Origin of the sequence: Lysobacter yananisis (assembly GCF_031199375.1) — a bacterium.
Classification (GTDB): Bacteria; Pseudomonadota; Gammaproteobacteria; order Xanthomonadales; family Xanthomonadaceae; genus Lysobacter; species Lysobacter yananisis.
In genome coordinates, this window is record NZ_CP133568.1 from 2,516,051 (window position 1) to 2,538,943 (window position 22,893).

The following is a 22,893-nucleotide window of genomic DNA, read 5'->3' on the forward strand; positions in this document are numbered from 1 at the left end:
CGCAAGTCTCGCGCCCTGCTCGGGACGGCCGCCCTCGTGGCGGCCGTCTTGCTGTGCGCGCTGGCGATCTGGCTGTGGCCCGATCCCTACCGCGTGGTGTTGGCCGACTACGCGCGCCAGCGCTGGCAAGCCGGGCTGACCCGCAACGCGGCGAAGATCGACGATCACCGCTGGGTCTACGCCTACAACGACGACGCGCCCGCGAACGCGCCGACCGTGGTGATGATCCACGGCTTCACCGGCAGCAAGGAGAACTGGTACCCGCTGGCGCAACGCCTGCGCGGCCGCTACCGCCTGTTCGCGCCGGACCTGCCGGGCTGGGGCGAAAGCGAGCGCAAGGCCGGCGGCGACTACGGCTTCCTCGCCCAGAGCGCGCGCGTGGCGCGCTTCATCGAGCAAGTGGCGCGCAAGCCCGGCAGCGAGGTGGTGCTGCTCGGTCATTCGATGGGCGGCGGCATCGTCGCGCTGACGACCGCGCGGCATCCGCACGACGTGGACCGCATGGGCCTGTTCGACGCCGCCGGCGTGCGCTTCAACGACAACGCCTTCGGACTGGCGGTGCTGCGCGGCAAGAACCCGTTCGCGGTCGACGATGCGGCCTCGCTGCAGCGCTACATCGACATCGTGTTCTACGACGACGCGGCCAAGCCGGTCATCCCGTGGCCGGCCAGCCGCATCTACATCGACAAGCGCCGCCGCGACGCCGCGTTCGAGCAATCGGTGCTCGACAAGATCGGCCGCAGCGACGAGCGCTTCCTGCCGGGCATCGAGGCCGCCGGCATCCGCCAGCCGTCGCTGCTGTTATGGTGCGCGCAGGACGTGGTGATCGATCCCAGCGCGCTGGACCTGTACGCCGCGCGCCTGCCGCAGGCGCAACGCGTGCTGCTGCAAGGCTGCGGCCATATGTCGATCGTCGAACGCCCGCAACAAGCCGCCGAGGCGGTGAACCGACTGATAACCGAGGCCCGCCCGCGATGAACGTCCGTCAAGCCACCGCCCTGCTCGCCGCCGCGATGATCCTGGCCGGTTGCGACAAGCCCGATCCCAAGGCCGCCGAAGCCGCCCTGGCCGCGCAGAAGGAACAGGCCGCCGCGGCCGAGGCCAAGAACTTCGACAGCGCCTACGCCGAGCAGAAGTGGGACATGGCCGCCGCCTACGGCGAGATCGTGACGTCGAAGTACGCCGGCACGCCCACCGCCGAACGCATCCGCGCCCAATACGAGGAAGCGCAGGGCAAGGCCAAGACCGCGCGCGAGCAGCGCCGGGTCGAATCGCTGTGGTCGTACATGAGCACGCCGGTCAAGCTGGCCAAGGGCAAGGACGGCACCCAGCTGTCGGCCTCGATCTATGCCAAGGCGAACGTGGAGACCGACGGCAGCACCCCGCGCCCGGTGCAGCTGATCTTCCGCGACCATCCCGACTGGGGCCGCAGCAGCTACCTCGTGCTGCAGGTCGGCGACTTCAACTGCTACGGCGGTTGCAAGCTCAAGGTCGGCATCGACGGCAAGGTCAAGACCATGGCCGGCAGCCGGCCCAAGACCGACGAGGCCATCGCCATGTTCGTCGAGGACGAGCGCGCGCTGTGGCGGATGCTCGGCGGGGCGAAGGAATTGAGCATCGAGTTTCCGGTCAAGGCCGGCGGCACCCGCACCGCGACGTTCGAGGTGGGCGGGTTGAAGCCGGAGAAGATGCCGGGGTGGAAGTGAGGCGTCGTCGCGGCGTCATCGGCAAACCATAGGCAGCGAGCGGCGGGGGACGAATGGATTCGCTGAACAAAGGACGGTTATTCGCGCTCGCGCTCGCGTTGGCGCCGATGGCGGCAGCTGCGCAAACCAACGAGCCGCAGCCGGGGACGCCTGCCGAAAACCAGGACTTCAAGGTCGAAGTCGAACCGCCCAAGGCCGGAAGTCTGCGCGCCCAGGCGCTGGCGGCGCTGGAGCAGACGGAGACATTGACCCTGTACTCGCTTGAACCTTGGCAAGCACCGCGCGTCCCTACTGCCTGGCACAAACTGCCCGAGGCGAAACGATCCGGGCGGATAGACGCTTTGTTCGAAAAGGATCGGCGCCGATGGTGCAGGGGGTACGCCTGCATCGATGCCAATCGTGTCCTTGGCCGCGTGGAAACCAGCGGCGCCGACCGCCTTGTCGTGCTGCAGGCCGCCCGCGAATCGCTCGGCAAGGTGCCAAACTTCGGCTATGCCTGTGGTGCGGTGTACCGCCATGCGCTTGCATTCGCCGACCAGGCGCATCGATACGAAGTCCTGTTGTGCTACCACTGCGGGCAGGTCAAGGTCGTGGTAGACGGCAAGCAAGACAGCGGCGACGGCCAGGCTTACGAAATGAGCGACCTGCGCGCGATCAACGCGATCCTGACCCGCGCGGGCGTGCCGTTGTCCAAGGACGCCGATGCGAAAGGTGAGGACGAATAGCGGCGTCCGGACAGGATGCGATGGCGGACGCCCGGTCGTATCGGCGTCACGCTGAATCCAGTCGCGACAGCGGCGCCGACGCTATGGCCAGGGCCTGGGCTACTGGGGAAGAATGGTCGCGCAGCCATGGACTCGGCCGCACACGGATCCGCTCTCATGCCCGATAAACTCACTCTTGCCCGTTGGCGCCGCATCGCCAGGCGTACTTTGGCTATCGCTGTGGCCGCGCTGGCGCTGAGCATAGCCGCGCGCTGGTGGTTCCTGCACTGGCAACCCGACCGCACGCGTTACCCGCTGCGCGGCATCGACGTGTCGCACCACCAGGGCGCGATCGACTGGCGCGCGGTCGCGCGCGACGACGTCGCCTTCGCCTACCTCAAGGCCAGTGAAGGCGGCGACCACCGCGACCGCCGCTACGCGGCCAATGCGCGCGACGCGCGCGTGGCCGGCGTTGCCGTCGGCGCGTATCACTTCTTCACCTTCTGCCGCGACGGCGGAGCGCAGGCGGCGAACTTCCTCGCCGCCGCGCCGGCCGCCGCCGACGCGCTGCCGCCGGCGGTGGATCTGGAATTCGGCGGCAACTGCGGGCGCCGCCCCGACGGCGCGGCGATGCGCGCCGAGCTCGATGCGTTCCTGGCGGGGGTGGAAGCCGCTTACGGCAAACCGGCGTTGCTGTACGTGACCCCGGAATTCTTCGACGCCTACCGCGCGGCGCTGCCGTCGCGGCCGCTGTGGCGGCGCGCGATCCTGCGCGCGCCGGATTCGCGCGCCGCGTGGACGCTGTGGCAATACCACAACCGCGCGCGGGTGGCGGGCATCGACGGGCCGGTGGACCTCAACGTATTCGACGGCGACGCCGCCGCGTTCGCGCGTTGGCGCGACGCGCACGCACAACCGCGCGATCCGCCTGCCGGAGCGGCACGAGCCGCGAGCGTGCAATAACCGGTCGCGTCGAAGGTTTCGTCTTAATTGCGGATTCGCGATCGCGGCTTGCGAACGCTGTTGTGGGAGGGCCTTCAGGCCCGATGCCTTCCGCTCAGGTCGCCGCGATCCGAGACGAAAGCATCGGGCCTGAAGGCCCTCCCACGACAGCCAAGTCTTCCAAGAAGCGGCGAGGGCCCAAAAAAATCCCGGCCGGAGCCGGGATTTTTCGGGTGTCGCGAACGCCGCTGCGGTTACAGCGCGTAACCGAACTGCTGGCGGAACTGTTCGGCGAACTCGGCGTAGTCGAAGCGCTGGTTCTGGGTGCCCGGATGCTCGACCTTCAGCGCGCCCATCAGGTTGCCCATGCGGCCGATGGTCATCCAGTCGTAGCCCTTCTCGATGCCGAAGATCAGGCCGGCGCGGAACGCGTCGCCGCAGCCGGTCGGATCGGTCACGCGGCGCTCGTACGCCGGCGGGATGGTGTAGGTCTCTTTCGGCGTGTGGATGATCGCGCCGCGCGGGCCGAGCGTGGTGATGTAGGCCTTCACCCGCGACACGATCTGCTTCTCGTCCCAGCCGGTGCGGGTCTGCAGCAGGTTCGACTCGTAGTCGTTGACCACCACGTAGTCGGCCTGCTCGATGAACGCGCGCAGTTCTTCGCCGTTGAACAGCGGCATCGCCTGGCCCGGGTCGAAGATGAAGGGAATGCCGAGCTCGGCGAATTCCTTGGAGTTCTGCAGCATGCCCTCGCGGCCGTCCGGCGCGACGATGCCGAAGGTGACGCCGGCGACGTCGCGCACGTGGTTGCTGTGCGAGTTCGACATCGCGCCGGGATGGAACGCGGTGATCTGGTTGTTGTCCAGGTCGGTGGTGATGAAGCACTGCGGCGTGAACTGCTCTTCGAACACGCGCACGCAGTCCAGGCGGATGCCGTAGGACTCCAGGTGCGCGCGGTACGGGCCGAAGTCCTGGCCGACGGTGGCCATCGGGATCGGATCGCCGCCGAGCAGCTTGAGGTTGTAGGCGATGTTGCCGGCGCAGCCGCCGAACTCGCGGCGCATGCGCGGCACCAGGAACGAGACGTTCAGGATGTGGACCTTGTCGGGCAGGATGTGGTTCTTGAACTGGTCCGGAAACACCATGATGGTGTCGTAGGCCAGCGAGCCGCAGATCAGCGCAGACATGTAGGTTCACCCCGAAGATTGTTATTGGTCGCGTCGTCGTCGCGGACGGAAAAACCGGCAAGCGCCGGTCCGCGAATGCAAGAACGGGCGGTTTGTGGCCGCCCGGCGGCGGTAGCGTAGCGGCTGGACGCGCGCGCGGCCAGTTTTTTGCGTGCCGGGGGCGCGTGGATGGCATCGGGATCGCCTCGAAGCGGCGAAGTCCGGCCCCGGGATCGGCCACGGCGCCGGTCGCGCGGCGGGGACGGGGCGCCGTGTGGACCGCCCCGAGGCATGGGCCCGGCCGGTGCCGGGGGCGACCCCGGACCCCGCCCCGGACCCGGTCCCCGACCGGCCCCGCCAGGTCCCCGGCCTAGGGTTATCCCCAGGGTCCCGGGCCGCTCCGGGCGGGCCTTGGCTGAATAGCCGGCGGCGCCCGAAACCGTTGATTTTCCTTGCTCGCAGGGGGGGCGATTGCTAGGCTAACGGCCCCGCTCCGCCCCCATTTTTGACGGCCCAATCCCCCGATGTTCAAGAAGTTTCGCGGCATGTTCTCCAACGACCTGTCCATCGACCTGGGCACGGCGAATACCCTCATTTATGTGCGCGGCCAGGGCATCGTGCTGAACGAGCCGTCCGTGGTCGCGGTGCGCCAGGACCGCATGATCGGCGGCAACCGTACGGTCGCGGCGGTGGGCGGCGAGGCCAAGCAGATGCTCGGCCGTACCCCGGGCCACATCACCACCATCCGGCCGATGAAGGACGGCGTCATCGCCGACTTCACCTATACCGAGGAAATGCTCAAGCATTTCATCCGCAAGGTGCACAAATCGCGCTTCCTGCGCCCGAGCCCGCGCGTGCTGGTGTGCGTGCCCTGCGGCTCGACCCAGGTCGAGCGCCGCGCGATCAAGGAATCGGCCGAGGAGGCCGGCGCGCGCGAGGTCTACCTGATCGAGGAACCGATGGCCGCGGCGATCGGCGCCGGCATGCCGGTGACCGAGGCGCGCGGCTCGATGGTCGTCGACGTCGGCGGCGGCACCACCGAGGTCGCGGTGATCGCGCTCAACGGCATCGTCTACTCGGCCTCGGTCCGCATCGGCGGCGACCGCTTCGACGAATCGATCATCAACTACGTGCGCCGCACCTACGGCACCCTGATCGGCGAAGCCACCGCCGAGCGGATCAAGCTCGAGATCGGCTGCGCCTACCCGCAGGAACGCGCCAGCACCGTCGAGATCTCCGGCCGCAACCTCGCCGAGGGCGTGCCGAAGATGGTCACCATCAATTCCAACGAAGTGCTCGAAGCCCTGCGCGAGCCGCTGTCGGGCATCGTCTCGGCGATCAAGCTGGCGCTGGAGCAGACCCCGCCGGAACTGTGCGCCGACGTCGCCGAGCGCGGCATCGTCCTGACCGGCGGCGGCGCGCTGTTGCGCGACCTGGACCGCCTGATCAGCGAGGAAACCGGCCTGCACGTGCAGGTGGCCGACGACCCGCTGACCTGCGTCGCCCGCGGCGGCGGCCGCGCGCTGGAGCTGGTGGACATGCACGGCAACGAGTTCTTCGCGCCGGAGTGATCCGGCTGCCGATCCAACCGCGCGGCGTGCGCGGACCGCGTTTCCCCCGATGCGGTCCGACCATGCGCCCAGCGCGCGCTGCAGTGGCTAAGATTCAAATCCGGCTCCATCGTCACGCGCGCAGCGAACTTTCGCTGCGTTCGCGTTTCTACTCCCTCTGATTCCAACGGCGACCTCCCGGCCCGATGCCCCCTTACGCCGGCCCACCCACCGCAGCCCGCAGCGGCGAAGTCGCCGACACCTTGCGCCTGATGGCCTACCTGGCGCTGGCGCTGACCCTGATCGTGCTCGACCACCGCGGCGGCTGGCTGAGCCAGGCGCGCAAGCAGGCCGCGACGCTGGTCGCGCCGCTGTGGGCCGTGGCCGGCTGGCCCGGCCGGCTGGTCGAACGCGTCAGCGACGACGCCGGCACCCTGAGCCAGCTCACCGACGAGAACCGCCGCCTGCGCAACGAAGCGCTGCTGAACCAGGCGCGCATGGCCCGGCTGCAGTCGGTCGCCGCCGACAACCAGCGCCTGCGCGGGCTGTTGGAAGTGGCCGAGCGCGGCAACCTCGACGTGGTGCTGGCGCCGATCCTCGACATCGACCTGGACCCGTCGCGACAGCGCCTGATCCTCGACGCCGGCAGCCGCGAGCGCCTGCGCGTGGGCCAGAGCGTGATCGATGCCGGCGGCCTGATCGGCCAGGTCACCGGCATCACTCCGCTGCACTCCAGCGTGCTGCTGATCACCGACCCCTCGCACGCGGTGCCGGTCAACGTCGCCCGCAACGGCGTGCGCCTGGTGGTGTACGGCGAAGGCCGCAGCGACCGCCTGACCCTGCGCAGCGTGCCGCTGTCCAGCGACGTGCGCGTCGGCGACGTGGTGGTGACCTCGGGCCTCGGCGGGCGCTTCCCGCCGGGCTTCCCGGTCGGCACCATCGCCGCGCTCAAGCCCGACGACAGCCGCGCGTTCCTGGTCGGCGAAGTGAAGCCGGCCGCGCAGCTCGACCGCGGCCGCGAAGTGCTGGTGCTGCTGTCGCTGCCGCCGCCGCCGGTGGACACGCAGGACTTCGACACCCAGCCGGCGGTGGCCGAGACCGCCTCGGCCTCCACGCCCGAAGCCCAGGCCGCGGCCGAGCAGGCCGCCGCGCAGCGCCTGAGCGAACTCAAGCAGCGCAAGCCCAAGGCGCGCAGCGCGACGTCGCCGGAAGAACTGAAGTCTGAAATCGAACCGGCGCCGCCGGCCGACGCCGCGGGCGCGCGTTCCGGCGCGGGCGCCAACGCCGCGGCCGGCAGCCGCAACGCCGCCGCGCCCGCCGCGCGCCCGTCGGCGCAGCGCGCGCCGGCGAACGCGCCCGCGACCTCGGCGCCGCCCGCCGCCGCGCGCCCCCAACCGCGCAACGCCCCACAGGAGCCGCAGCGATGACCCGCGCCCGCCACCACTGGGTGCTGCCGGTCAGCCTGATCGCCGCGCTCGCGCTGAGCCTGCTGCCGATGCCGCAGGTGCTGGCGCCGCTGCGTCCGTTCTGGCTCGGCCTGGTCCTGGCCTATTGGGTGATCGAAGACCCCGAGCGCGTCGGCCTGGGCTTCGCCTTCATCGTCGGCCTGTGCGGCGACCTGGTCTCCGACGGCCTGCTCGGCGAACAAGCGCTGCGGCTGGTGGTGATGGCCTTCATCCTGCAACGCTTCCGCGCGCGGCTGCGGTTCTTCCCGCTGTCGCAGCAGGCGCTGGCGATCGGCGGCCTGATGCTCAACGACCGCATCGTCACCGCCGTGGTCCACATGGTCCTGCGCGAACCCTCGCTGCCGACCACTTACTGGTTCGCGCCGCTGGTCGGCATGGCGCTGTGGCCGGTGATCTTCCTGCTGCTCGACGCGCTGCGCCTGGGCACCTGGCGGAGGCGCTGACATGGGCCCGCGCCGCCGCCTGCTCAACCGCCGCCCGCGCGTGCTCAAGAACACCGCGGCCGAGGCCGACCAGTTCCGCCTGCGCGCCGCGGTCGCGTTCTTCTTCGTCCTGATCGGCGTGGTCGGCCTGGGCTTCTGGTACTTCCGCCTGCAGGTCTGGCAACACGACGACTATGCGATGCGCTCGGAGCAGAACCGGGTCAAGCTGCGCCCGGTCGTGCCCGGACGCGGCCTGATCTACGACCGCCGCGGCCGCATCCTCGCCGACAACGTCCCCGCGTTCCGGATCGAAGTGACCCCGTCGGAAGCCGGCGACAGCGAAAAATGGCTGCCGCAGCTGGCGCGGGTGATCGCGCTGACCCCCGAGGACATCTCGCGCTTCGAAGCCGAGCGCAAGGCCACCCGCGGGTTCAAGCCGATCGTGCTGAAGCTGCGCGTCAGCGACGAGGAAGTCGCCGCGTTCGCGGTCGACCGCTGGCGTTTCCCCGGCGTCGAGCTGGTGTCCTACCTCAATCGCCGCTACCCGTACGGCGAGCTGTTCGCGCACGTGATCGGCTACGTCGGCCGCATCGACACCAAGGACCAGGAAGCGCTCGGGGTCAACGCCGGCGTGCTGACCCACATCGGCAAGACCGGCCTGGAGCGTTCCTACGAACAGCAACTGCGCGGCCAGGTCGGCTACGAGCAGATCGAAACGAATGTCGACGGCCGCCCGATCCGCCAGGTCGGCCACGTACCGGCCAAGCCCGGCGCCGACCTGCGCCTGAGCATCGACCTGGACCTGCAGCGCGCGATGGTCACCGCGTTCGGCGACATGGACGGCTCGGCGGTCGCGGTGGACCCGCGCACCGGCGAAGTGCTGGCGATGGTCAGCCTGCCGAGCTACGACAGCAATCTGTTCGTCAACGGCATCTCCAGCGCCAACTACAAGGCGCTCAACGAAGATCCCTCGCGCCCGCAGTTCAACCGCAACGTACTCGGCGGCGGCCCGCCGGGTTCGACGATGAAGCCGTTCATGGCTTTGGCCGGCCTCGACAGCGGCGCGCGCCGCGCCGAGGACAAGATCCTGTCGACCGGCGAGTTCCACATCCCCGGCCAGAAGCGCGGCTACCGCGACTCGCACGGCGGCGGCCACGGCTGGGTCGACCTGCGCGAATCCATCGCCCAGTCGGTCAACACCTACTACTACAAGCTCGCCCTCGACATGGGCATCCAGAAGGTCGACCAATACATGCTGCGCTACGGCTTCGGCCAGAAGACCGGCATCGACCTGCTCGGCGAGAACGTCGGCATCCTGCCGTCGCCGGAGTGGAAGGCCAAACGCAACAAGAAGGAAGGCTGGTACCCGGGCGAAACCGTCATCGCCGGCATCGGGCAAGGTTACTGGGTGGTGACCGCGCTGCAGCTCGCGCGCGGCACCGCCGCGATCGCCGACGGCGGCACCTTGCGCCAGCTGCACCTGGTGCGCGAGATCCGCACGGGTTACGAATCGCCGTGGCTGCCGAAGGAACTCAACGAACCGACGCGCATCACCGACAACCCCGCGCACTTGCAGGCCGTGCACGAGGGCATGGAATCGACCATCCACGGCGGCCGCGGCACCGCGCGGATCATGGCGCGCGGCGCGCCGTACCGCATGGCCGGCAAGACCGGCACCGCGCAGAAGGTCAGCCGCAAGGGCAACGTCAGCCTCAATCCGCATTCGCTGCCGTACCACCTGCGCCACCAGGCGCTGTTCGTCGGCTACGCGCCGGCCGAGAACCCGACCATCGCGGTCGCGGTGGTGGTCGAACACGGCGGCTACGGCGGCAGCACCGCCGCGCCGATCGCGCGCAAGATCTTCGACGCGTGGCTGCTCGGCAAGATGCCCGAAGCGCCGGCGGGCAAGGACGGCAAGCCCGCGCCGACCGTGGCCCCGCTCGCGGTCGCGCCCGGTTCCGCGCCGACCGTCTCGCCCGGCCAGGCGCCGGGCGAAGGCGCCGCGGTGCCGGCCGAACTCCAGGTCGTGGCGGTGCCGGTCAACGGCGCCTGGGCCAAGGCGGTGGCGATGGCCAACGCCCGCGTCGCCGCGCAGCCGGGCCACGTGCCGCAGGCCGCGGCCGGCGCCGAATCCGGCCTGCAGGCGAACCTGCCCGGCTACGTGCCGCCGCCCGAACCGGCCGCCGACGGCGCCGCGGCGCCCGCGCGCCACGACGACGCCCTGATCGAACCCAACCTCGACCCCGAAGACGACGACGTGAGCCCGACCGTGGAGCCGCAGCGGTGAGAGTGATCCTGCGCTACCTGTGGGACCTGGGCCTGCGCTTCACCCGCACCCTCGACCTGATGATGCTGGCCGCGCTGCTGGCGCTGATGGTCATCGGCCTGGCCGTGCTCTACAGCGCCGGCGAACATTCCACCCGCATGGTGTTCGCCCAGGGCTCGCGCTTCGCCGTCGGCCTGGCCGCGATGTGGGGCCTGTCGCGCATGTCGATCACCCAACTGCGCAACTGGACCCCGGTGATCTACGCCGTGTCGATGATCCCGCTGCTGGCCGTGCTGGCGGTCGGCACCGGCAAGCACGGCCGCCACTGGATCGACCTGAAAGTCTTCTACTTCCAGCCGGCCGAATTGCTCAAGCTGAGCCTGCCGATGATGGTCGCGTGGTATCTCAACCGCCAGCAACTGCCGCCGAAGTTCCTCAACGTGCTGGTCGCCGGCGTGCTGATCGGCGCGCCGACCGTGCTGATCCTGCTGCAGCCCGACTTCGGCACCGCGATGCTGGTCGGCATCAGCGGCGCGTTCGCGCTGTACCTCGCCGGTCTGTCGTGGTGGTGGTTCGTCGCCGCCTTCGGCGCCGTTTCCGCGATCGCCCCGGTCGCCTGGTTCTGGCTGCTGCGCCCGTACCAGAAAGACCGCATCCTGACCTTCCTCAACCCCGAGACCGACCCGCTCGGCACCGGCTGGAACATCATCCAGTCCAAGATCGCCATCGGCGCCGGCGGCATGACCGGCAAGGGCTGGCTGCAGGGCTCGCAGTCGCACCTGAACTACCTGCCCGAACACACCACCGACTTCATCTTCGCCGTGCTCAGCGAGGAATTCGGCTGGGTCGGCGTGATCACCGTGCTGACGCTGTACCTGTTCGTCGTCGGCCGCTGCCTGTGGATCGCCGCGGGCGCGCGCGACGGCTACTCGCGCTTGATCGCCGGCGCGTTGGGGCTGGCGTTCTTCGTCTACGTGATCGTCAACGGCGGCATGATTTCCGGGTTGCTGCCGGTGGTGGGCGTGCCGATGCCGTTGTTGAGCTATGGCGGTACGTCGGCTGTCTCGCTGCTCGCCGGCCTGGGCGTAGTCATGGCCGTACGCGCTCACAAACCCGTACACGGCGGCCGCTAACCCGCATGGCCCACCTGTAGGAGCGGCGCAAGCCGCGACCGCGAACCCGCAACAACGCCGCCACCGACACCCATGTTCTACAGCCGCCAGGGCGAATACCTGACCGTCAGCCGCATCACCGGCCCGAGGCACAACTTGCTGCAACTGCGGCTCACGCAAGACCCGAATGCAGAGCCACGGGTCGAACGCATGCCCGCCGTGGGCACTTGCGTACACGGCCCTTTGTCCGATCAAGCCGTACTCGACGCCGTCATGGCCGGCATCGCCCACGCAAACGCCGAATTGGGCACCGCCTACGCCATCGACCGCGCCCGCTTTATCGACAACGACTGCCCGCCGGAAGGCGTCTACGGGATGCTGGCCGCGCTCGTCATTCGTCGCCTGCACTCGGGCGGCGAATTTGTAGCGAGTTGAATCGGCAGTCGGCGAAGGGCGTCATCTGGCTGTAGGGGCGGCGCAAGCCGCGACTGCGAACTACGCCGCCCCGTGGAATCTGATTCGGACGATATGCGCCGGCCGCATGCCATAGCTTCAGTCCTGCATCTTCACTCCTCGTTTTGCGCGCCCCGGCGTCGGCGCACCGATCGCTGCCTGGTGGGCTCTGTCGAGCGTCTCATCATCCGGCGACGCATCGCCCGCCAATTGCAGCGCCAATTCGGGATGCTCCCGGCAGAACCGAGCGTTCGCGGCTAGTTCGCTCCAACGTTGAGCCGATGCCAACTCGTCGTCCGCTCTTTCGAGCAAGCAACGTTGATGATTTGGAGATAGAGGGTGCTCCAGTGCCTCCAATGCGACATCCAGTAGATTGCGTGCCTCGCCAAGCGCACGGAAGTGCAGCCCTGAAGCCTTGGTTTGCAGGTACTCCAGAACACTCACATCTAGGCATGCGAGATGGGTCTGAGCTAAGTGATCTCGATCAGATTCCAATAGTTGGAGTAACTGATGCGTAGAGCATGAAGCGGTTGTGATGTGAGACATAACGGTTCTCTCCGAGCTGACAGAAGGCGAGCAGCCGCGCCGGGTCGCTCTGGTAGGCATCATCGCGACCAGTACGCCGAGACAGTTATATCTGGTTTTCCGATATCTAGAAAGTAGATATAGCGTCTTTGTGGTCTTCGTTACAGCAAGGCCACAAGAAATGCCTAAGAAGTCGGTACATCAGGACGAGCACGCAATCCTTGTCCGGTTGCTCAAAGAGATGAGGCAAGCCTCAGGCATCACACAAGTAGCTCTTGCCGAGGTGTTGGGACGATCTCAATCTCATATAAGCGATATCGAAAGCGGCACGCGCCGTTTGGACTTGATCCAACTCCGGGAATACTGTGCCGCTTGTAATGTCTCGTTGAGCTCCTTTGTGAAACGTTTCGAATTGGCGATCCGATGAGGTGATTTTAAATTTTACGTCTTTGTGATCGCCGTCCTGTAGCTAATGTTTAGGAGGGGGTATGCCTACAGAATTTACGCCTGCGAATGCCGAGCCAATTATGAGACTGGATCTTGGCGATAACGGAGGTGCTCTTGCCCCGTTAAGCTACGAAGAGCTCATCGATTGGATTAAAGATAATGAAGGGCACTGGAGTTGGCTAAGAAATAGATCGTTTGGCAGCCACGATGCAGTGTTGCGGGACCCGCTTGTTTTGTTGGAGAAGGCTCTCAGGAATGCTCAGGAAGCTTTGAGTATGATGCAGGGCAACCCTGATCATTCAAGGAACTTGCTCAAGTCCGTCGCCGACAGCATTAATGAGGTTTACGTAAATCGAGGTCTACCACATATAAGCACACCGATATTTATCAGGGTCGATGAGGTTCGCTCCGCCTACGGCGATCTGGCGGCGAGCTTCTATACTGCCGCTCGAATGGATAGGCCTGGAACGACTTATCAGCCCAGCGAGTTGAGTGCCTGGAAAGGGTTGGTAGAAGCAATTGGGGACAGATATGGAGCGTTGGACTCTGAAGGTGGCAATGTTCGAGCTATTGAAAGCTCGATTGATGACCTGAGGGGCAGGGTCGAAAATTTGCTCGGGGACGGGCGCTCTAAATACGATGAGCTTCATCGCAACTATGAAAGCATCGTGCTGGAAATTAGTGCTCAGAAGGAAGGTCAGCTCTCCGATTTCGAAGCCGCTCAGAATGGTAGGGGCGAGGAATTTGGAGTGCTTGTAAGCGAGCACAAGCGGGAGCTTGAGGCGCTGAGAAAAACATTTCGAGAGGAATTGGCTCTTCGCGCCCCTGCTGAATACTGGACGGGAAAAAGATTCGCGCATCGCTGGATGGCTGCTATTTCTGGATTTTTCTCTTTTATTGCTATTGTGGGTTGCGCATATTTTCTATCGGTAGAGGTGAAGAGCATACTTGATAATACGAAAGTTGGAACTGTTCCAGACTATTGGCGCGTTGCTGTGCTGGCGCTGATAAGTGTTTTTGCTGTCTGGGCGGTTCGATTGGTCGTTAGAATTTTCCTGAGTCACGTGCATTTGGCGACTGACGCGTCCGAGCGAGTTGTGATGCTCAAGACGTACCTATCATTAATTGAGGGCGGGCAGCTAAAGGCTGATGCAGAGCGGCAGCTAATTCTGAATGCGTTGTTTCGTCCAGCATCTGATGGCATCGTGAAAGATGAAGGGGTTCCTCCATCTTTCTTAGATATACTGACTAAAACAAAGTAGGTCCATTCAAGTGGTTAAGCGTGTTTGGCTCCCTCGCAGTCACGGCGCCCTTTGCGTTAATCACAACTGGAGGCGGCAGGACTTCGGGCCGGCCAAGTCGAGCGCAAACAGGGGTTCGGTAGATTGCAACCAGATCGCAGGTGCACGGAGATACGCAAACAGGGTCAGAGTAGCCTTTCTCTCTATAAGTCGAAAAAGGCTACTCTGACCCTTCTCTAATGGATGGTTTATTGGATTTTTGCTGGTTTCGTGCCTTTCTGAGCTGGTTTTCTCATTCGTGGGCAAGTGGGGAGTAAAAATGGATTTTATTGGTTTTGTTAATGGAATACCTGCGCCCCTATGGGGGTTGGCTGGGACGGTCGTTGGCGTGTTTGGAACTTTAGGCGCCAACTTTCTTTCGAATCGCAGCAACGACAAGCGATTTGTGCGGCAGCTAGCGCACGATGCCACGCAGAAGGCTAAAGACCGCGCCATGCAACTGCGCCGCGAGGTTTATCTCACTGCCGTTGATGAAGTAGTGGCGGTAGGTGAGTTGCTGGGAAGATTGGCGGTCCTTGATCCAACCGATAGTGTGGCATTGACTTCAAAATTCAATAGTTTTGCTCGGGCATGCAGTCGAGTGCAACTGGTTGCTAGTGAGCGCTCAAGATTCAAGATCGCTGAACTTTCCGGAGCTTACGCTGGTATTTTTTTGGAATTAATGGGGGAGGCGAGCGTAGCCCACAAACTGAAAATGGAGATCGATATTAATCGCGAGAAGTATGGGGATCTCCAGTCCGAGCGTACTAGGCTAATAGCCGCCATGCGGGATGTAGGGGAGCTGAAAGACTCGAAACATCATCTAGGTTCGCTATTGCGCTCCTTTGATTCAACAACATCTCCATTAGAGATTGTTGCGACGGAGTACTTGATCCTCAGTGATAAACATAATAATGCGCTCACTGCTTATGGTGCGATGGTTGGCGTGAAAATGGCCGAGGTTATGGGCCTGCAGGCGGAGGTTACTGCGCTACTCCGATCTGAATTTGATTTGGATGTCGATCTGGATAGTATAAAAAGGCAGGCTGAAGAGCAGCGACAGCGAGTCTTACAGGCATCCGAAGCTTTTTTGAGGCGAGTTAAAGAGTAAGAAAGAGAGTGCGCAAGTTCTATTTTTATGCCTTGGCGCAGACTCAGTCTGAGTTAATCGCAAGCCGCGCAGGCTCACCGCAAACAGGGGTGACGCAAACAGGGGGCTGAGCAACTGGCGGTGCATCCGCGCTTTGTGTATCTGTGGAAGCGGCAGGGGCGATGGATTATTGCCCGGGTGATCAGTTACGGGCATGTCGCAGGCGACTGAGGCATAAGGCCGCCGGATGGCGGTGTTGCGTCGCGATCCGGACTCGGTTGTGCCAACGTAAGGACAAGATCAGAACTCCGTAAAGCGAATTTGGCTTCGGATACGGCAAACCAACCTTTCGCCCAGGCAGACGACGATATGCGAACTAACTAAAAGGACTATCGGCTCAGCATTCATGATTTCGCTGCTTACGTTCTGAGCGGCGACTCTCTCACCGTCACTGACGGGAAGCGAGCCACGACTTACAGCCGCTGTCGTTGATGTCGGGACTAAAGGAAGGGATTCCCGAGGAACAACACGCCACGTGCGATTCGCCCCACACATCGAAGGAACCCGCCATGCACCACTCGCGTCTTTGCGCCCTTCTGATCGACTGCAACACCTCCGACATCGACCGCGCCGCCCGATTCTGGGCCGACGCGCTGGGCCGTCCGGTGGATCCCGATCATCCGGGAACCCGTGGCCCTTACCGCATGCTGGAAACGCCGCCGGATGAGCCGATCGTGCAGATTCAGAAGGTCGACCACGAGAGTCGGGTTCATATCGATATCGAGACCGACGATATTCCAGCGGAGGTGGCGCATCTTGAGGCGCTGGGCGCAACGGTGGTCGACCGCCTGGAACGTTGGGTGGTGATGCAGGCGCCTACAGGGCAGCGGTTCTGCGTGGTGCGGGTGCAACGGCCTGGGTTTCCGAAGAACGCGACGGCCTGGGATTGAGCACGGACGCGGCAACCCATTCGAAATTAGTCCCCACCTTTATCGAGTAACGGCTAGATCGTGCCCAACGAACCGCTCAACGTCCTTTTCATCTGCAGCCGCAACCAATGGCGAAGCCCAACGGCCGAAGCCGTATGGCGCAATCACCCGGACCTGCGGGCAAGGTCCGCCGGCACCAGCCCCAGCGCGCGCCGGCGCGTGTCGGCCGACGACATCCGCTGGGCTGGCGCTATCTTCGTCATGGAAAAAAAGCATCGATCCAGGTTGCAGGCCGAGTTCGGCGAGGCCATCGCCGACAGGCCCATCCACGTGCTTGACATCCCGGACGAATATCAGTACATGGACCCGGAACTCGTCGATCTGCTCAAGGCCTCGGTCGGCTCTATCCTCGGGCTGCCGTAGCCTGTTGCCTTCGACTCTGGCGCTGGGTGTCTCAGCGTTTGCCCGCGCCTGCGTAACCACCGTTCAAGGCGGACACCTCACCCGCCGCGCCCAGGCCCGCGCTCCGTCGTGAACTTCACCGCGCGCTTCGCAACGCCTCCGCTCCACTGCGTCTGCACCACCAACTCGTGATCCCCCGCGGTGGGCGCGTCGAGCCAGCGCTCGCGGCCGTGCCCGATCTGCACGCCGTCGAGCCACCACGTCAGCTTCTCGTCGGGCAGCGGCTGGCCGGCGCTGTCGGTGAGGTTGCCTTGCAGCTGCATCGGACGGCCGACGCGGAACGTCCCGCCGTTGGACGGGCTGACGATGGCCAGCACCGGCTCGCGCTCGGGCAAGTCCACGTCGACCGGTTCGGATTCGCCGGAGTGGAAGCCGTCGTGCGCGATCAGCCGGACCTGGATGCGATTCGCCGGCAGGCCCTGTAGCGGCAATCGCGCGTGGTCGCCGCGCAGGCCGACGGCCAAGCCGTGCCAGGCGTCCTTGTCCTCGCGGCGCCATTGCGCCCAGACGTCCTTGATGTCCGCGGTATCCAGCTTCCATTCCAGTGCGAGTTCCTTCTCGCCGCTCACGTTGGCGGCCACACCCGTGAACCGTGGCGGGTGCGCGCTGGCCTTGCGGCTCCAGGTCTGTTTGTCCGGCCCGTCGATCCGCAGCGCTGCGCCCGGCGCGACGTTGCGCAGGTAGGCCCGAAACGCGAACGGCGGCGCGTCTTTGTCGCGATGGTCATGGCCGCCCCCGCAGCAACAACCGCCGCCTTGCGGTTCGCGCCGCATCAGCACCGCGCGCGACAACATGCCGCCTTGCTCGTCCAGCAGTTGCGCGCTCCATCGGGTCGGCACGCCCAGCGCAGGCGCGGCCACCTCGATGCGCGCGACGGATTCGACTTCGATGCGTCCGTTCTCCAGCACCCGGCCCTGCACGGAGATCACCGGCGTCATGCGCCATTCCGGGCCTTGGTAGCGCCACGGCGGGTCGGGCCACCACAGGTGTTCGAGGTTGAACGGCCGCTCCAACGGCGGCACCAAGGGGAAGTCCGGCGGCAGCCATTCCGGCGCCAGGCGCGGATGGTTGAGCAGGCGTCGATGCTGGTACAGCGACATCCAGCGCGGCCGGCAATAGCTCATGTAGTCGGAGATGAGCTGGGGGTCGTGGATCGTGCCGTCGCGGATGTCCAGGCCGAACTCGCCGATCGAAGCCGACGCGTACGGCTCGTAGGTCGGATAGTCGGGATCGGTGTCGCCGGCGGCGCCGCACGGGGTGTGCTGGAAACCGTAGCCGTGCCCGGTTTCGTGCAGGAAGGTCTGCTCGTTGCCGACCGCGGCCGCGCCCAGTCCGTCGTCGCCGCAGCCGGGCACGCCCAGCGGTATGCCGGCCGGCAACAGGCCGTAGTACACGACGTCGTCGCGATTGCCGTCGTTGTCGCGCAACAGCGACATCCAGGCGAGCAGGCTATTCCAGTTGTCCGAGCACTTGCCGGGCGCGGTGCGCGCATCGTCCAGCGGCGTGAACCAATTCATGTTCGAGCAGACCGCGAACGAACCGGTGGCCTGTACCGGCATCGCCGCCAGCGCAGTCGCGGCGGTGTTTTGCAGATCCGCCAGCGTCGGCGCCGCCAAGGTCAATCGCATCACCGGCGCGGTCGGCGTCGCCGGTGCCGAGGTGCTGTCGCCGTCGTAGGCCACCAGAATCCCGCGCACGCGCAGCGTCTGCACCAGGCGCACGCTGACTTCCACCGATTTCTCGCTGCCGTCGTGGTCGGTCAGGCGCGCGGTCAGGCGCAGCGTGCCGTACAACTCGTTGGCCGGTATCACGAAGTTTAGGCTGCGACCGAGGTTGCCGCGTTCGGCGCGGTAGTTGGGGAACTGTTCGGCGCCGACCGGGCCGCCCTGCGGCGCGTAGGTGCCGACCGGCTCGTAGTCGCGCAAGCGATTCCGGCGCGACACTTCCAGCGTCCCGGTGACGTTGACGATGTTGCCCAACAAGCCCGAGCGCACATACACGCGCACCCATGCGGCCTTGAACGCCACCAGTTGCACCGAGTTGTCTGCGCCGCGGTCGGCCGCATCGGTCAGGTGCTCGTTCGCGCGGTGGTATTGGATGGCTTGGGTGATTTCGATACCGGTGACCCGCGCCGACCACAGGCGATAGCGGTCGACGAAGGATTCCTGCCACGCGCGTTGGATGCCGGTGGCGATCTGGTCGAGCAGACGGGGAGGCATGGCAAGGTCCTTTTGCGGGATGCGGCGCAGCGTCGGCCGCTCGCGCACGCAGGTGCGCAAGACCGATCCACGCGCTGCGCATTGCGGTCCGATGGCGGGGCGGATGCAGGTGACGCCACTGGGTACAACGCGGGCATTCCGGCCTACCGGACATCCGGCGGGCGTGCAACGGTGCAACACCGCCGCGAGCGAAACAGGAGGCGCGGCGGACTTGCGCAAGTCGATCGCGCCTTTTGTCAGCGAACGAATACACGGTGTGGCCGCCGAGCGAATGGCCAACGGCGGCGCGGGGATTTTTGTCGAGGCATCGCTACCGCTGGTGGCGCATCCGCGTTTCGTCCATCCGTGGACGTGGCAAGGATATGGCTGGGGAATGCCCGGGTCATCGGTTACGGGCATTGACTCGCAAGGGCTGGCCGGTACGTCGGCGCTGCGTTTCACTGCTGCAGCGATCGGCTGGGGACGGTGGTCTGTTCAAACGAGCGCCGCACGCCATCGCGGCTGCGCGCGTTGCCGCTGGCCCGGCCCTGCGGCCGCTCGCCTCCCGATTCCCCCACTCGACAGATAAGTCCCGCGCCGTGGGCGCCCCGGCGATAGCGTGCGATGGCATCCCCACCGAGGCTCCGCCCATGCTGACGTCGAGCGATTTCATCCAGGCCCTGCGGTCGGCTTTCATCGTCTATGCGTTGGCCATGACCTCGACCGGCGCGGCGCTGCGGTTCGCGCCGGACGATGCGCGGCAGGCGCGGGCGCGCACGCCGGCGGCGCTGCGTCTGGTCTAAACCATGCCGTCGTCGCTGGCAGCTGAGTTCGGCCAGCAGCGCGCTGCGACGGAGGCGCGGACGGGCGGGCCGCTGCCGACCGGGTTTCGCGTCCACGCAGGCAACTGCGCCGCGCCGGCCACCGAGGTCTTGCCCGCGCAGGCGGGCGCTCACGGCGCATTCGTGGCCGGCGCGCTGGCCGGCCTGCCTTGACCATCGCCGGGAGGCGCGCGCCGCCGCTGCGGATCAGTAACCGCCGCGGCCGAGGAAACTCGATCCGATCGTGCACTGCTTGCCGCAGGCGTTGCACTTGTTCTCGGCCGCCTTGAACGTGGCTTTCTCGCTGTCCGACAGCTTGGCGACCTCTTCGCCGAACTCCTTGGAGCCGACGCGCGCGCGGTGCATCAGGCGCTCGGTCACCAGCGTGGCCTCCATCGCCAGTTCGTACATGCCGTCGCAATGCTTGTAGCAGAAGCCGTCGTGCACCGAGACGGTTTCGCGCGCGCCGACCACGCCGGCCTTGACCATGAGGTCCTTGCAACTCCTCGACGCCTCGGAAAGGTAGCTGTTCATGGCGCAATAGCCGTCCTTGCAACTCATGCCGACGTCGCATTGGGCGATGGTGTTGGCGTCTTCGCCGCAGGCGCCGCCGAGCTGGCGGGTGACTTTGTTCTTGGCGGCCGCGTCGGCGGCCAGCAGGGCGGCGATCAGGAAAGCGCAAAAGGCGAGAGTGCGTCGGCTCATGGTCTGCTCCGTGGAGGAAAAGACGGACGGCGCGCGCCGCGACTGCGGCTTGGGGGACGACGGCGCTTGCGCGCGGGGGACTGGCCTTGCGATGGACGGCGGCGGGCGCCGTCGCCGCGATCTTAGGCGTGCGGCGACCGCGGCGAGTGTGATTGGCGTTGCATCGTGAGCGGCGGTGAGGCGGCCGCGCGCCGCGGGCTCCGGCGGCGCGTGCTTTTCGCTAAGCTGGCCGCCAGCGCCCGCACGGAGGCCTTCGCGCCGCCATGACCGACCTCAGCATCGAGACCACCCGTTTTCGCGAATGGGCCGGGGCCGGCATCGTTCCGCGCGAAGGGCAATGGGAATGCGACTACAGCCAGTGGCCGGCCTGGCACCGCGCGGTGCTGGCCTGGGTGCAGGGGCGCCATCCGCGCGGTTGGTCGGACGCGGAGGTCGGCCACGTGCTGTACGCGATCGCCCGCGACAACGACGCGCAGTACCTGGTTCGCGAGATCCGCCGGTTGCGTCCGGGGACGCTGCGCTTCCTGGCGCGCGCCTCGCTCGCCCACGGCGAGATCGACGCGCGCTGGCAGTTGGCGGTGGAGTTGGGACACCTGAGCGGGGACGAGGAAGCGCAGGCGTTGCTGTTCGCGCTGGCCAGCGATCAGGACGAATACGTGCGCCGCCGCGCGACCCGCTCGCTGGCCGGCCTGGGCGTGCGCGCGGCCGAGGAACTGGCCTGGGCGGCGTGGCATCGGCCGGACGAATATCAGGAGTGGGCGCGGATGTCGGCGCTGGAGTGCTTGCGCGAACTGCAATCGCCGCGGTTCGAGGCGTTGCTGGCGGAGGGGCTGCGCGATGAGCGGCCGTTTTTGCGCCAATTCGCCGAGCGGTTGCAGAATGCGCGGTAGCGGCCGCGCACGGCGGCCGACCCGCCCGCTCTGACTGGATGGATCCGGCTCGATGGAAAACGCTCAGGAAATCCGCTTCTCGCTGGCGTTCGGCTACTGGGACCGCGCGCGCGCCACCCTGGCGCTGATCGCCGAACGCCCGGTGAGCCTGTGCATGGCGCTGCTGTGGCCGTTGTGCGGCGTCGGCCTGGCGGCGTTCGCGTTGGTCAAGGGCCGGCCGATCACCGGCGAGCTCGCCCTGGCCATCGCGCTGCTGTTCGCGTTCGTCCCGGCGATGGTGCTGCTGGGTACGGCGATGACGCACTACTTCCATCGCCAGTCCCGCGAGCCGTTCACCTACACCTTCGACGGCGAAGGCATCCACGTCGCCGCGGTGACCTACGACTTCACCCACAAGTGGCCGGCGATCTTCAAGGTCAAGCGCAAGCGCTGGTTCCTGATGTTCTTCTTCTCGCCCGGCTGCGCGCACTGCATTCCGTTCCGCGCGATTCCCGACTCCGCGGTGCAGGCCGCGCTGGTGTCGATGGCCGCGGCGCACGGCGCCGACGTGCGCTCGGCCTGAGATCGAGCGCCCGTTCCGATTCGTCGCGCCACTCCCGCCCCTCCCTCTGGATAACCGAATGTCCACGCCGCCCGACCGCATCGAAACCCTCGTCACCCGCGACGCCTGGGTCAAACCCATCGGGATCACCCTGCAGGTCCACGTCGTCGGCACCGCGTCGGTCGGCTCGATGGCGGCGGTGCGCAAGAGCAAGGAACTGGTCGCGATCCAGGATCTCATGCGCGGCCTCGGCGTCGGCGATGACAAGATCCGCATCGACTCGCTGACCTTCGCCGCCGGCGAACGCTGGTTCTCCGGTTCCTCGGTCGAGATCGACCTGGAGATCCGCGACGTGCCCGCTCAGTCGGTGCCCGAGGCGCTGGGCGGGCTGGCCTCGCTCAAGGGCGTGTCGCTGCGCGGCATGCGCCGCGAATACGGCGCCCTCAGCGCCGAGCGCGACGAATTGCTGCGCGCCGCGGTGGCCGAATCGATGCGCCAGGCGCGGCTGATCGCCGATGCCGCCGGGCTGCGGCTGCGCTCGGTGCACAGCCTGTCGCAGCAGTGGGGCGAGCCGAACGACGACAACGACCACGCCTACCCGATGGCGCGCGGCGCGCGCGCCAAGCTGGCGATGAGCGCTGACGACATGAAGGGCTATCAGCTGGTAGAGAATCACGAAGGCAAGCTGAGCCTGACAGTGCGGATGGAGTTGCGCGTCGGCGAGTTCGGCGAGGGGATCGGCGGCACCGAATCGGGAGGCGGCTGATGCGCTGGCTGGCGGTCGTCGCGCTGTCGGTCTTCTCGCCCGCGGCGTTCGCCTTGAGCGTCGTCTGCGCCGATCGCGGCTATCCCAAGGATCTGCCCGATCCGATCCGTTATGAGGTCTCCGAACATCCGGCCACGGATGCGGACGACGCCAAGACCGAAGTCGAGTATTTCGTACTGCTGGCCAAGCAGGTGGACGGCAAGGACCTGGACGTTGCGCGGATGGAAGTACTCGACGGCGAGGAGGTGGTGTTGTCGACGGGGCTGCGTACCCACGCGCATGAAGTCTTGGGTTGGGGCGATACCTATTTCGCAGTGGTGCGCACGACCGACACGCGCCGCAGGATCCGGATCGTGGCGACCTACGATCCGGTCTGCCGCGTCACCTTGCGGCAAACGCTGTCGCAGGATCACGCCGGCGCCGAGCCCGCGCCGGGCAAGCGCTGAGCGCGC

24 protein-coding genes and 2 pseudogenes are annotated in these 22,893 nt (G+C 66.3%); 22 read left to right on the forward strand and 4 right to left on the reverse strand.

Going from position 1 to position 22,893, the window contains the following annotated elements; translation table 11 throughout:
* Window positions 1-36 precede the first annotated feature (36 nt).
* The 5 genes and pseudogenes from RDV84_RS10565 to RDV84_RS26215 all read left to right on the forward strand — a co-directional run.
* On the forward strand, window positions 37-978 hold the full coding sequence (locus tag RDV84_RS10565; protein WP_250449070.1) for an alpha/beta fold hydrolase: 942 nt from the start codon (window positions 37-39) through the stop codon (window positions 976-978).
* Window positions 975-1,706 carry a hypothetical protein gene (locus RDV84_RS10570; protein ID WP_309153377.1) on the forward strand — a complete coding sequence of 244 codons (732 nt, stop codon included), beginning with the start codon at window positions 975-977 and terminating at the stop codon, window positions 1,704-1,706. The genes RDV84_RS10565 and RDV84_RS10570 overlap by 4 nt, the downstream gene beginning before the upstream one ends.
* Before the next feature lie 53 nt (window positions 1,707-1,759).
* Entirely contained in the window at window positions 1,760-2,431 is a 672-nt protein-coding gene (locus tag RDV84_RS10575) for a hypothetical protein (protein ID WP_309153378.1), read from the forward strand.
* A 156-nt stretch (window positions 2,432-2,587) separates the two neighbouring features.
* Complete coding sequence (locus tag RDV84_RS10580; protein ID WP_309153379.1) at window positions 2,588-3,373, forward strand: GH25 family lysozyme; 786 nt, start codon at window positions 2,588-2,590, stop codon at window positions 3,371-3,373.
* Window positions 3,374-3,435: 62 nt separating this feature from the next.
* Window positions 3,436-3,516 (forward strand): annotated as a pseudogene (locus RDV84_RS26215) (DUF6053 domain-containing protein); the annotation flags it as partial.
* A 90-nt stretch (window positions 3,517-3,606) separates the two neighbouring features.
* Here the strand turns inward: RDV84_RS26215 and RDV84_RS10585 are convergent.
* Window positions 3,607-4,539 (reverse strand): carbohydrate kinase family protein, encoded by a 933-nt coding sequence (locus RDV84_RS10585; protein ID WP_309153380.1) that lies wholly within the window; start codon window positions 4,537-4,539, stop codon window positions 3,607-3,609.
* Window positions 4,540-5,042: 503 nt separating this feature from the next.
* On the opposite strand from RDV84_RS10585, the gene RDV84_RS10590 reads away from it, so the two are divergent.
* The 6 genes and pseudogenes from RDV84_RS10590 (at window position 5,043) to RDV84_RS10615 (ending at window position 11,769) form a co-directional block, all read left to right on the forward strand.
* Window positions 5,043-6,089: a rod shape-determining protein gene (locus tag RDV84_RS10590; RefSeq protein ID WP_057949112.1), complete on the forward strand. Its 1,047-nt coding sequence runs from the start codon at window positions 5,043-5,045 to the stop codon at window positions 6,087-6,089.
* 185 nt (window positions 6,090-6,274) lie between these two features.
* The gene (gene mreC, locus RDV84_RS10595) at window positions 6,275-7,495 is read left to right on the forward strand and encodes a rod shape-determining protein MreC (RefSeq protein ID WP_309153381.1); all 1,221 of its coding nucleotides are present in this window, start codon (window positions 6,275-6,277) and stop codon (window positions 7,493-7,495) included.
* Window positions 7,492-7,977, forward strand: a complete 486-nt coding sequence (mreD, locus tag RDV84_RS10600; RefSeq protein WP_057949110.1) for a rod shape-determining protein MreD — start codon at window positions 7,492-7,494, stop codon at window positions 7,975-7,977. The genes mreC and mreD overlap by 4 nt, the downstream gene beginning before the upstream one ends.
* A 1-nt stretch (window position 7,978) precedes the next feature.
* Window positions 7,979-9,985, forward strand: a pseudogene (gene mrdA / locus RDV84_RS10605) (penicillin-binding protein 2); the annotation flags it as partial.
* A gap of 254 nt (window positions 9,986-10,239) precedes the next feature.
* Window positions 10,240-11,355 (forward strand): rod shape-determining protein RodA, encoded by a 1,116-nt coding sequence (gene rodA, locus RDV84_RS10610; RefSeq protein ID WP_309153383.1) that lies wholly within the window; start codon window positions 10,240-10,242, stop codon window positions 11,353-11,355.
* Window positions 11,356-11,427: 72 nt separating this feature from the next.
* On the forward strand, window positions 11,428-11,769 hold the full coding sequence (locus RDV84_RS10615; RefSeq protein ID WP_309153384.1) for a hypothetical protein: 342 nt from the start codon (window positions 11,428-11,430) through the stop codon (window positions 11,767-11,769).
* A 117-nt stretch (window positions 11,770-11,886) separates the two neighbouring features.
* Here RDV84_RS10615 and RDV84_RS10620 read toward each other — a convergent pair whose 3' ends face one another.
* Window positions 11,887-12,333 carry a hypothetical protein gene (locus RDV84_RS10620; protein WP_309153385.1) on the reverse strand — a complete coding sequence of 149 codons (447 nt, stop codon included), beginning with the start codon at window positions 12,331-12,333 and terminating at the stop codon, window positions 11,887-11,889.
* Window positions 12,334-12,493: 160 nt separating this feature from the next.
* On the opposite strand from RDV84_RS10620, the gene RDV84_RS10625 reads away from it, so the two are divergent.
* The 5 genes from RDV84_RS10625 (at window position 12,494) to RDV84_RS10645 (ending at window position 16,481) form a co-directional block, all read left to right on the forward strand.
* Window positions 12,494-12,739: a helix-turn-helix domain-containing protein gene (locus RDV84_RS10625; protein ID WP_309153386.1), complete on the forward strand. Its 246-nt coding sequence runs from the start codon at window positions 12,494-12,496 to the stop codon at window positions 12,737-12,739.
* A 61-nt stretch (window positions 12,740-12,800) separates the two neighbouring features.
* Window positions 12,801-14,021, forward strand: coding sequence for a DUF6161 domain-containing protein (locus tag RDV84_RS10630; RefSeq protein ID WP_309153387.1), 1,221 nt, complete (start codon window positions 12,801-12,803; stop codon window positions 14,019-14,021).
* 298 nt (window positions 14,022-14,319) lie between these two features.
* Complete coding sequence (locus tag RDV84_RS10635; RefSeq protein ID WP_309153388.1) at window positions 14,320-15,150, forward strand: hypothetical protein; 831 nt, start codon at window positions 14,320-14,322, stop codon at window positions 15,148-15,150.
* Between the two features lie 548 nt (window positions 15,151-15,698).
* Complete coding sequence (locus RDV84_RS10640; protein WP_309153389.1) at window positions 15,699-16,079, forward strand: VOC family protein; 381 nt, start codon at window positions 15,699-15,701, stop codon at window positions 16,077-16,079.
* A gap of 60 nt (window positions 16,080-16,139) precedes the next feature.
* On the forward strand, window positions 16,140-16,481 hold the full coding sequence (locus RDV84_RS10645) for a low molecular weight protein tyrosine phosphatase family protein (protein ID WP_309153390.1): 342 nt from the start codon (window positions 16,140-16,142) through the stop codon (window positions 16,479-16,481).
* 77 nt (window positions 16,482-16,558) lie between these two features.
* Here RDV84_RS10645 and RDV84_RS10650 read toward each other — a convergent pair whose 3' ends face one another.
* Complete coding sequence (locus RDV84_RS10650) at window positions 16,559-19,180, reverse strand: hypothetical protein (protein WP_309153391.1); 2,622 nt, start codon at window positions 19,178-19,180, stop codon at window positions 16,559-16,561.
* A 188-nt stretch (window positions 19,181-19,368) separates the two neighbouring features.
* Here RDV84_RS10650 and RDV84_RS10655 point away from each other — a divergent pair, with 188 nt between their 5' ends.
* Together RDV84_RS10655 and RDV84_RS10660 are read left to right on the forward strand one after the other, a co-directional pair.
* Window positions 19,369-19,521 (forward strand): hypothetical protein, encoded by a 153-nt coding sequence (locus RDV84_RS10655; RefSeq protein WP_309153392.1) that lies wholly within the window; start codon window positions 19,369-19,371, stop codon window positions 19,519-19,521.
* 3 nt (window positions 19,522-19,524) lie between these two features.
* Window positions 19,525-19,713, forward strand: a complete 189-nt coding sequence (locus RDV84_RS10660) for a hypothetical protein (RefSeq protein WP_309153393.1) — start codon at window positions 19,525-19,527, stop codon at window positions 19,711-19,713.
* A 33-nt stretch (window positions 19,714-19,746) separates the two neighbouring features.
* On the opposite strand, the gene RDV84_RS10665 is transcribed toward RDV84_RS10660, so the two are convergent.
* Window positions 19,747-20,244, reverse strand: a complete 498-nt coding sequence (locus RDV84_RS10665; protein ID WP_309153394.1) for a hypothetical protein — start codon at window positions 20,242-20,244, stop codon at window positions 19,747-19,749.
* 263 nt (window positions 20,245-20,507) lie between these two features.
* On the opposite strand from RDV84_RS10665, the gene RDV84_RS10670 reads away from it, so the two are divergent.
* From RDV84_RS10670 to RDV84_RS10685, 4 genes are read left to right on the forward strand one after another with little or no spacing between them, the layout of a single operon-like run.
* Entirely contained in the window at window positions 20,508-21,134 is a 627-nt protein-coding gene (locus RDV84_RS10670) for a HEAT repeat domain-containing protein (protein WP_309153395.1), read from the forward strand.
* Window positions 21,135-21,186: 52 nt separating this feature from the next.
* A complete protein-coding gene (locus RDV84_RS10675) occupies window positions 21,187-21,696 on the forward strand; it encodes a YcxB family protein (protein WP_309153396.1) in 510 nt (169 codons plus the stop codon).
* Between the two features lie 58 nt (window positions 21,697-21,754).
* Entirely contained in the window at window positions 21,755-22,441 is a 687-nt protein-coding gene (locus tag RDV84_RS10680; protein WP_309153397.1) for an SIMPL domain-containing protein, read from the forward strand.
* Window positions 22,441-22,887, forward strand: coding sequence for a hypothetical protein (locus RDV84_RS10685; protein WP_309153398.1), 447 nt, complete (start codon window positions 22,441-22,443; stop codon window positions 22,885-22,887). Before RDV84_RS10680 ends, RDV84_RS10685 begins: the two co-directional genes overlap by 1 nt.
* The last annotated feature ends 6 nt before the right edge of the window (window positions 22,888-22,893 follow it).

What these genes read in the sequence shown, in the direction of transcription:
- RDV84_RS10615 (WP_309153384.1), top strand. Translation starts at nt 11,428, where the DNA reads ATGTTCTACAGCCGCCAGGGCGAATACCTGACCGTCAGCCGCATCACC.
- RDV84_RS10620 (WP_309153385.1), bottom strand. Translation starts at nt 12,333, where the DNA reads ATGTCTCACATCACAACCGCTTCATGCTCTACGCATCAGTTACTCCAA.
- RDV84_RS10630 (WP_309153387.1), top strand. Translation starts at nt 12,801, where the DNA reads ATGCCTACAGAATTTACGCCTGCGAATGCCGAGCCAATTATGAGACTG.
- RDV84_RS10665 (WP_309153394.1), bottom strand. Translation starts at nt 20,244, where the DNA reads ATGAGCCGACGCACTCTCGCCTTTTGCGCTTTCCTGATCGCCGCCCTG.
- mreC (WP_309153381.1), top strand. Translation starts at nt 6,275, where the DNA reads ATGCCCCCTTACGCCGGCCCACCCACCGCAGCCCGCAGCGGCGAAGTC.
- RDV84_RS10580 (WP_309153379.1), top strand. Translation starts at nt 2,588, where the DNA reads ATGCCCGATAAACTCACTCTTGCCCGTTGGCGCCGCATCGCCAGGCGT.
- RDV84_RS10685 (WP_309153398.1), top strand. Translation starts at nt 22,441, where the DNA reads ATGCGCTGGCTGGCGGTCGTCGCGCTGTCGGTCTTCTCGCCCGCGGCG.
- RDV84_RS10660 (WP_309153393.1), top strand. Translation starts at nt 19,525, where the DNA reads ATGCCGTCGTCGCTGGCAGCTGAGTTCGGCCAGCAGCGCGCTGCGACG.
- RDV84_RS10640 (WP_309153389.1), top strand. Translation starts at nt 15,699, where the DNA reads ATGCACCACTCGCGTCTTTGCGCCCTTCTGATCGACTGCAACACCTCC.
- RDV84_RS10670 (WP_309153395.1), top strand. Translation starts at nt 20,508, where the DNA reads ATGACCGACCTCAGCATCGAGACCACCCGTTTTCGCGAATGGGCCGGG.
- RDV84_RS10680 (WP_309153397.1), top strand. Translation starts at nt 21,755, where the DNA reads ATGTCCACGCCGCCCGACCGCATCGAAACCCTCGTCACCCGCGACGCC.
- RDV84_RS10585 (WP_309153380.1), bottom strand. Translation starts at nt 4,539, where the DNA reads ATGTCTGCGCTGATCTGCGGCTCGCTGGCCTACGACACCATCATGGTG.
- RDV84_RS10675 (WP_309153396.1), top strand. Translation starts at nt 21,187, where the DNA reads ATGGAAAACGCTCAGGAAATCCGCTTCTCGCTGGCGTTCGGCTACTGG.
- RDV84_RS10590 (WP_057949112.1), top strand. Translation starts at nt 5,043, where the DNA reads ATGTTCAAGAAGTTTCGCGGCATGTTCTCCAACGACCTGTCCATCGAC.
- mreD (WP_057949110.1), top strand. Translation starts at nt 7,492, where the DNA reads ATGACCCGCGCCCGCCACCACTGGGTGCTGCCGGTCAGCCTGATCGCC.
- RDV84_RS10625 (WP_309153386.1), top strand. Translation starts at nt 12,494, where the DNA reads ATGCCTAAGAAGTCGGTACATCAGGACGAGCACGCAATCCTTGTCCGG.
- RDV84_RS10635 (WP_309153388.1), top strand. Translation starts at nt 14,320, where the DNA reads ATGGATTTTATTGGTTTTGTTAATGGAATACCTGCGCCCCTATGGGGG.
- RDV84_RS10570 (WP_309153377.1), top strand. Translation starts at nt 975, where the DNA reads ATGAACGTCCGTCAAGCCACCGCCCTGCTCGCCGCCGCGATGATCCTG.
- RDV84_RS10655 (WP_309153392.1), top strand. Translation starts at nt 19,369, where the DNA reads ATGCTGACGTCGAGCGATTTCATCCAGGCCCTGCGGTCGGCTTTCATC.
- RDV84_RS10575 (WP_309153378.1), top strand. Translation starts at nt 1,760, where the DNA reads ATGGATTCGCTGAACAAAGGACGGTTATTCGCGCTCGCGCTCGCGTTG.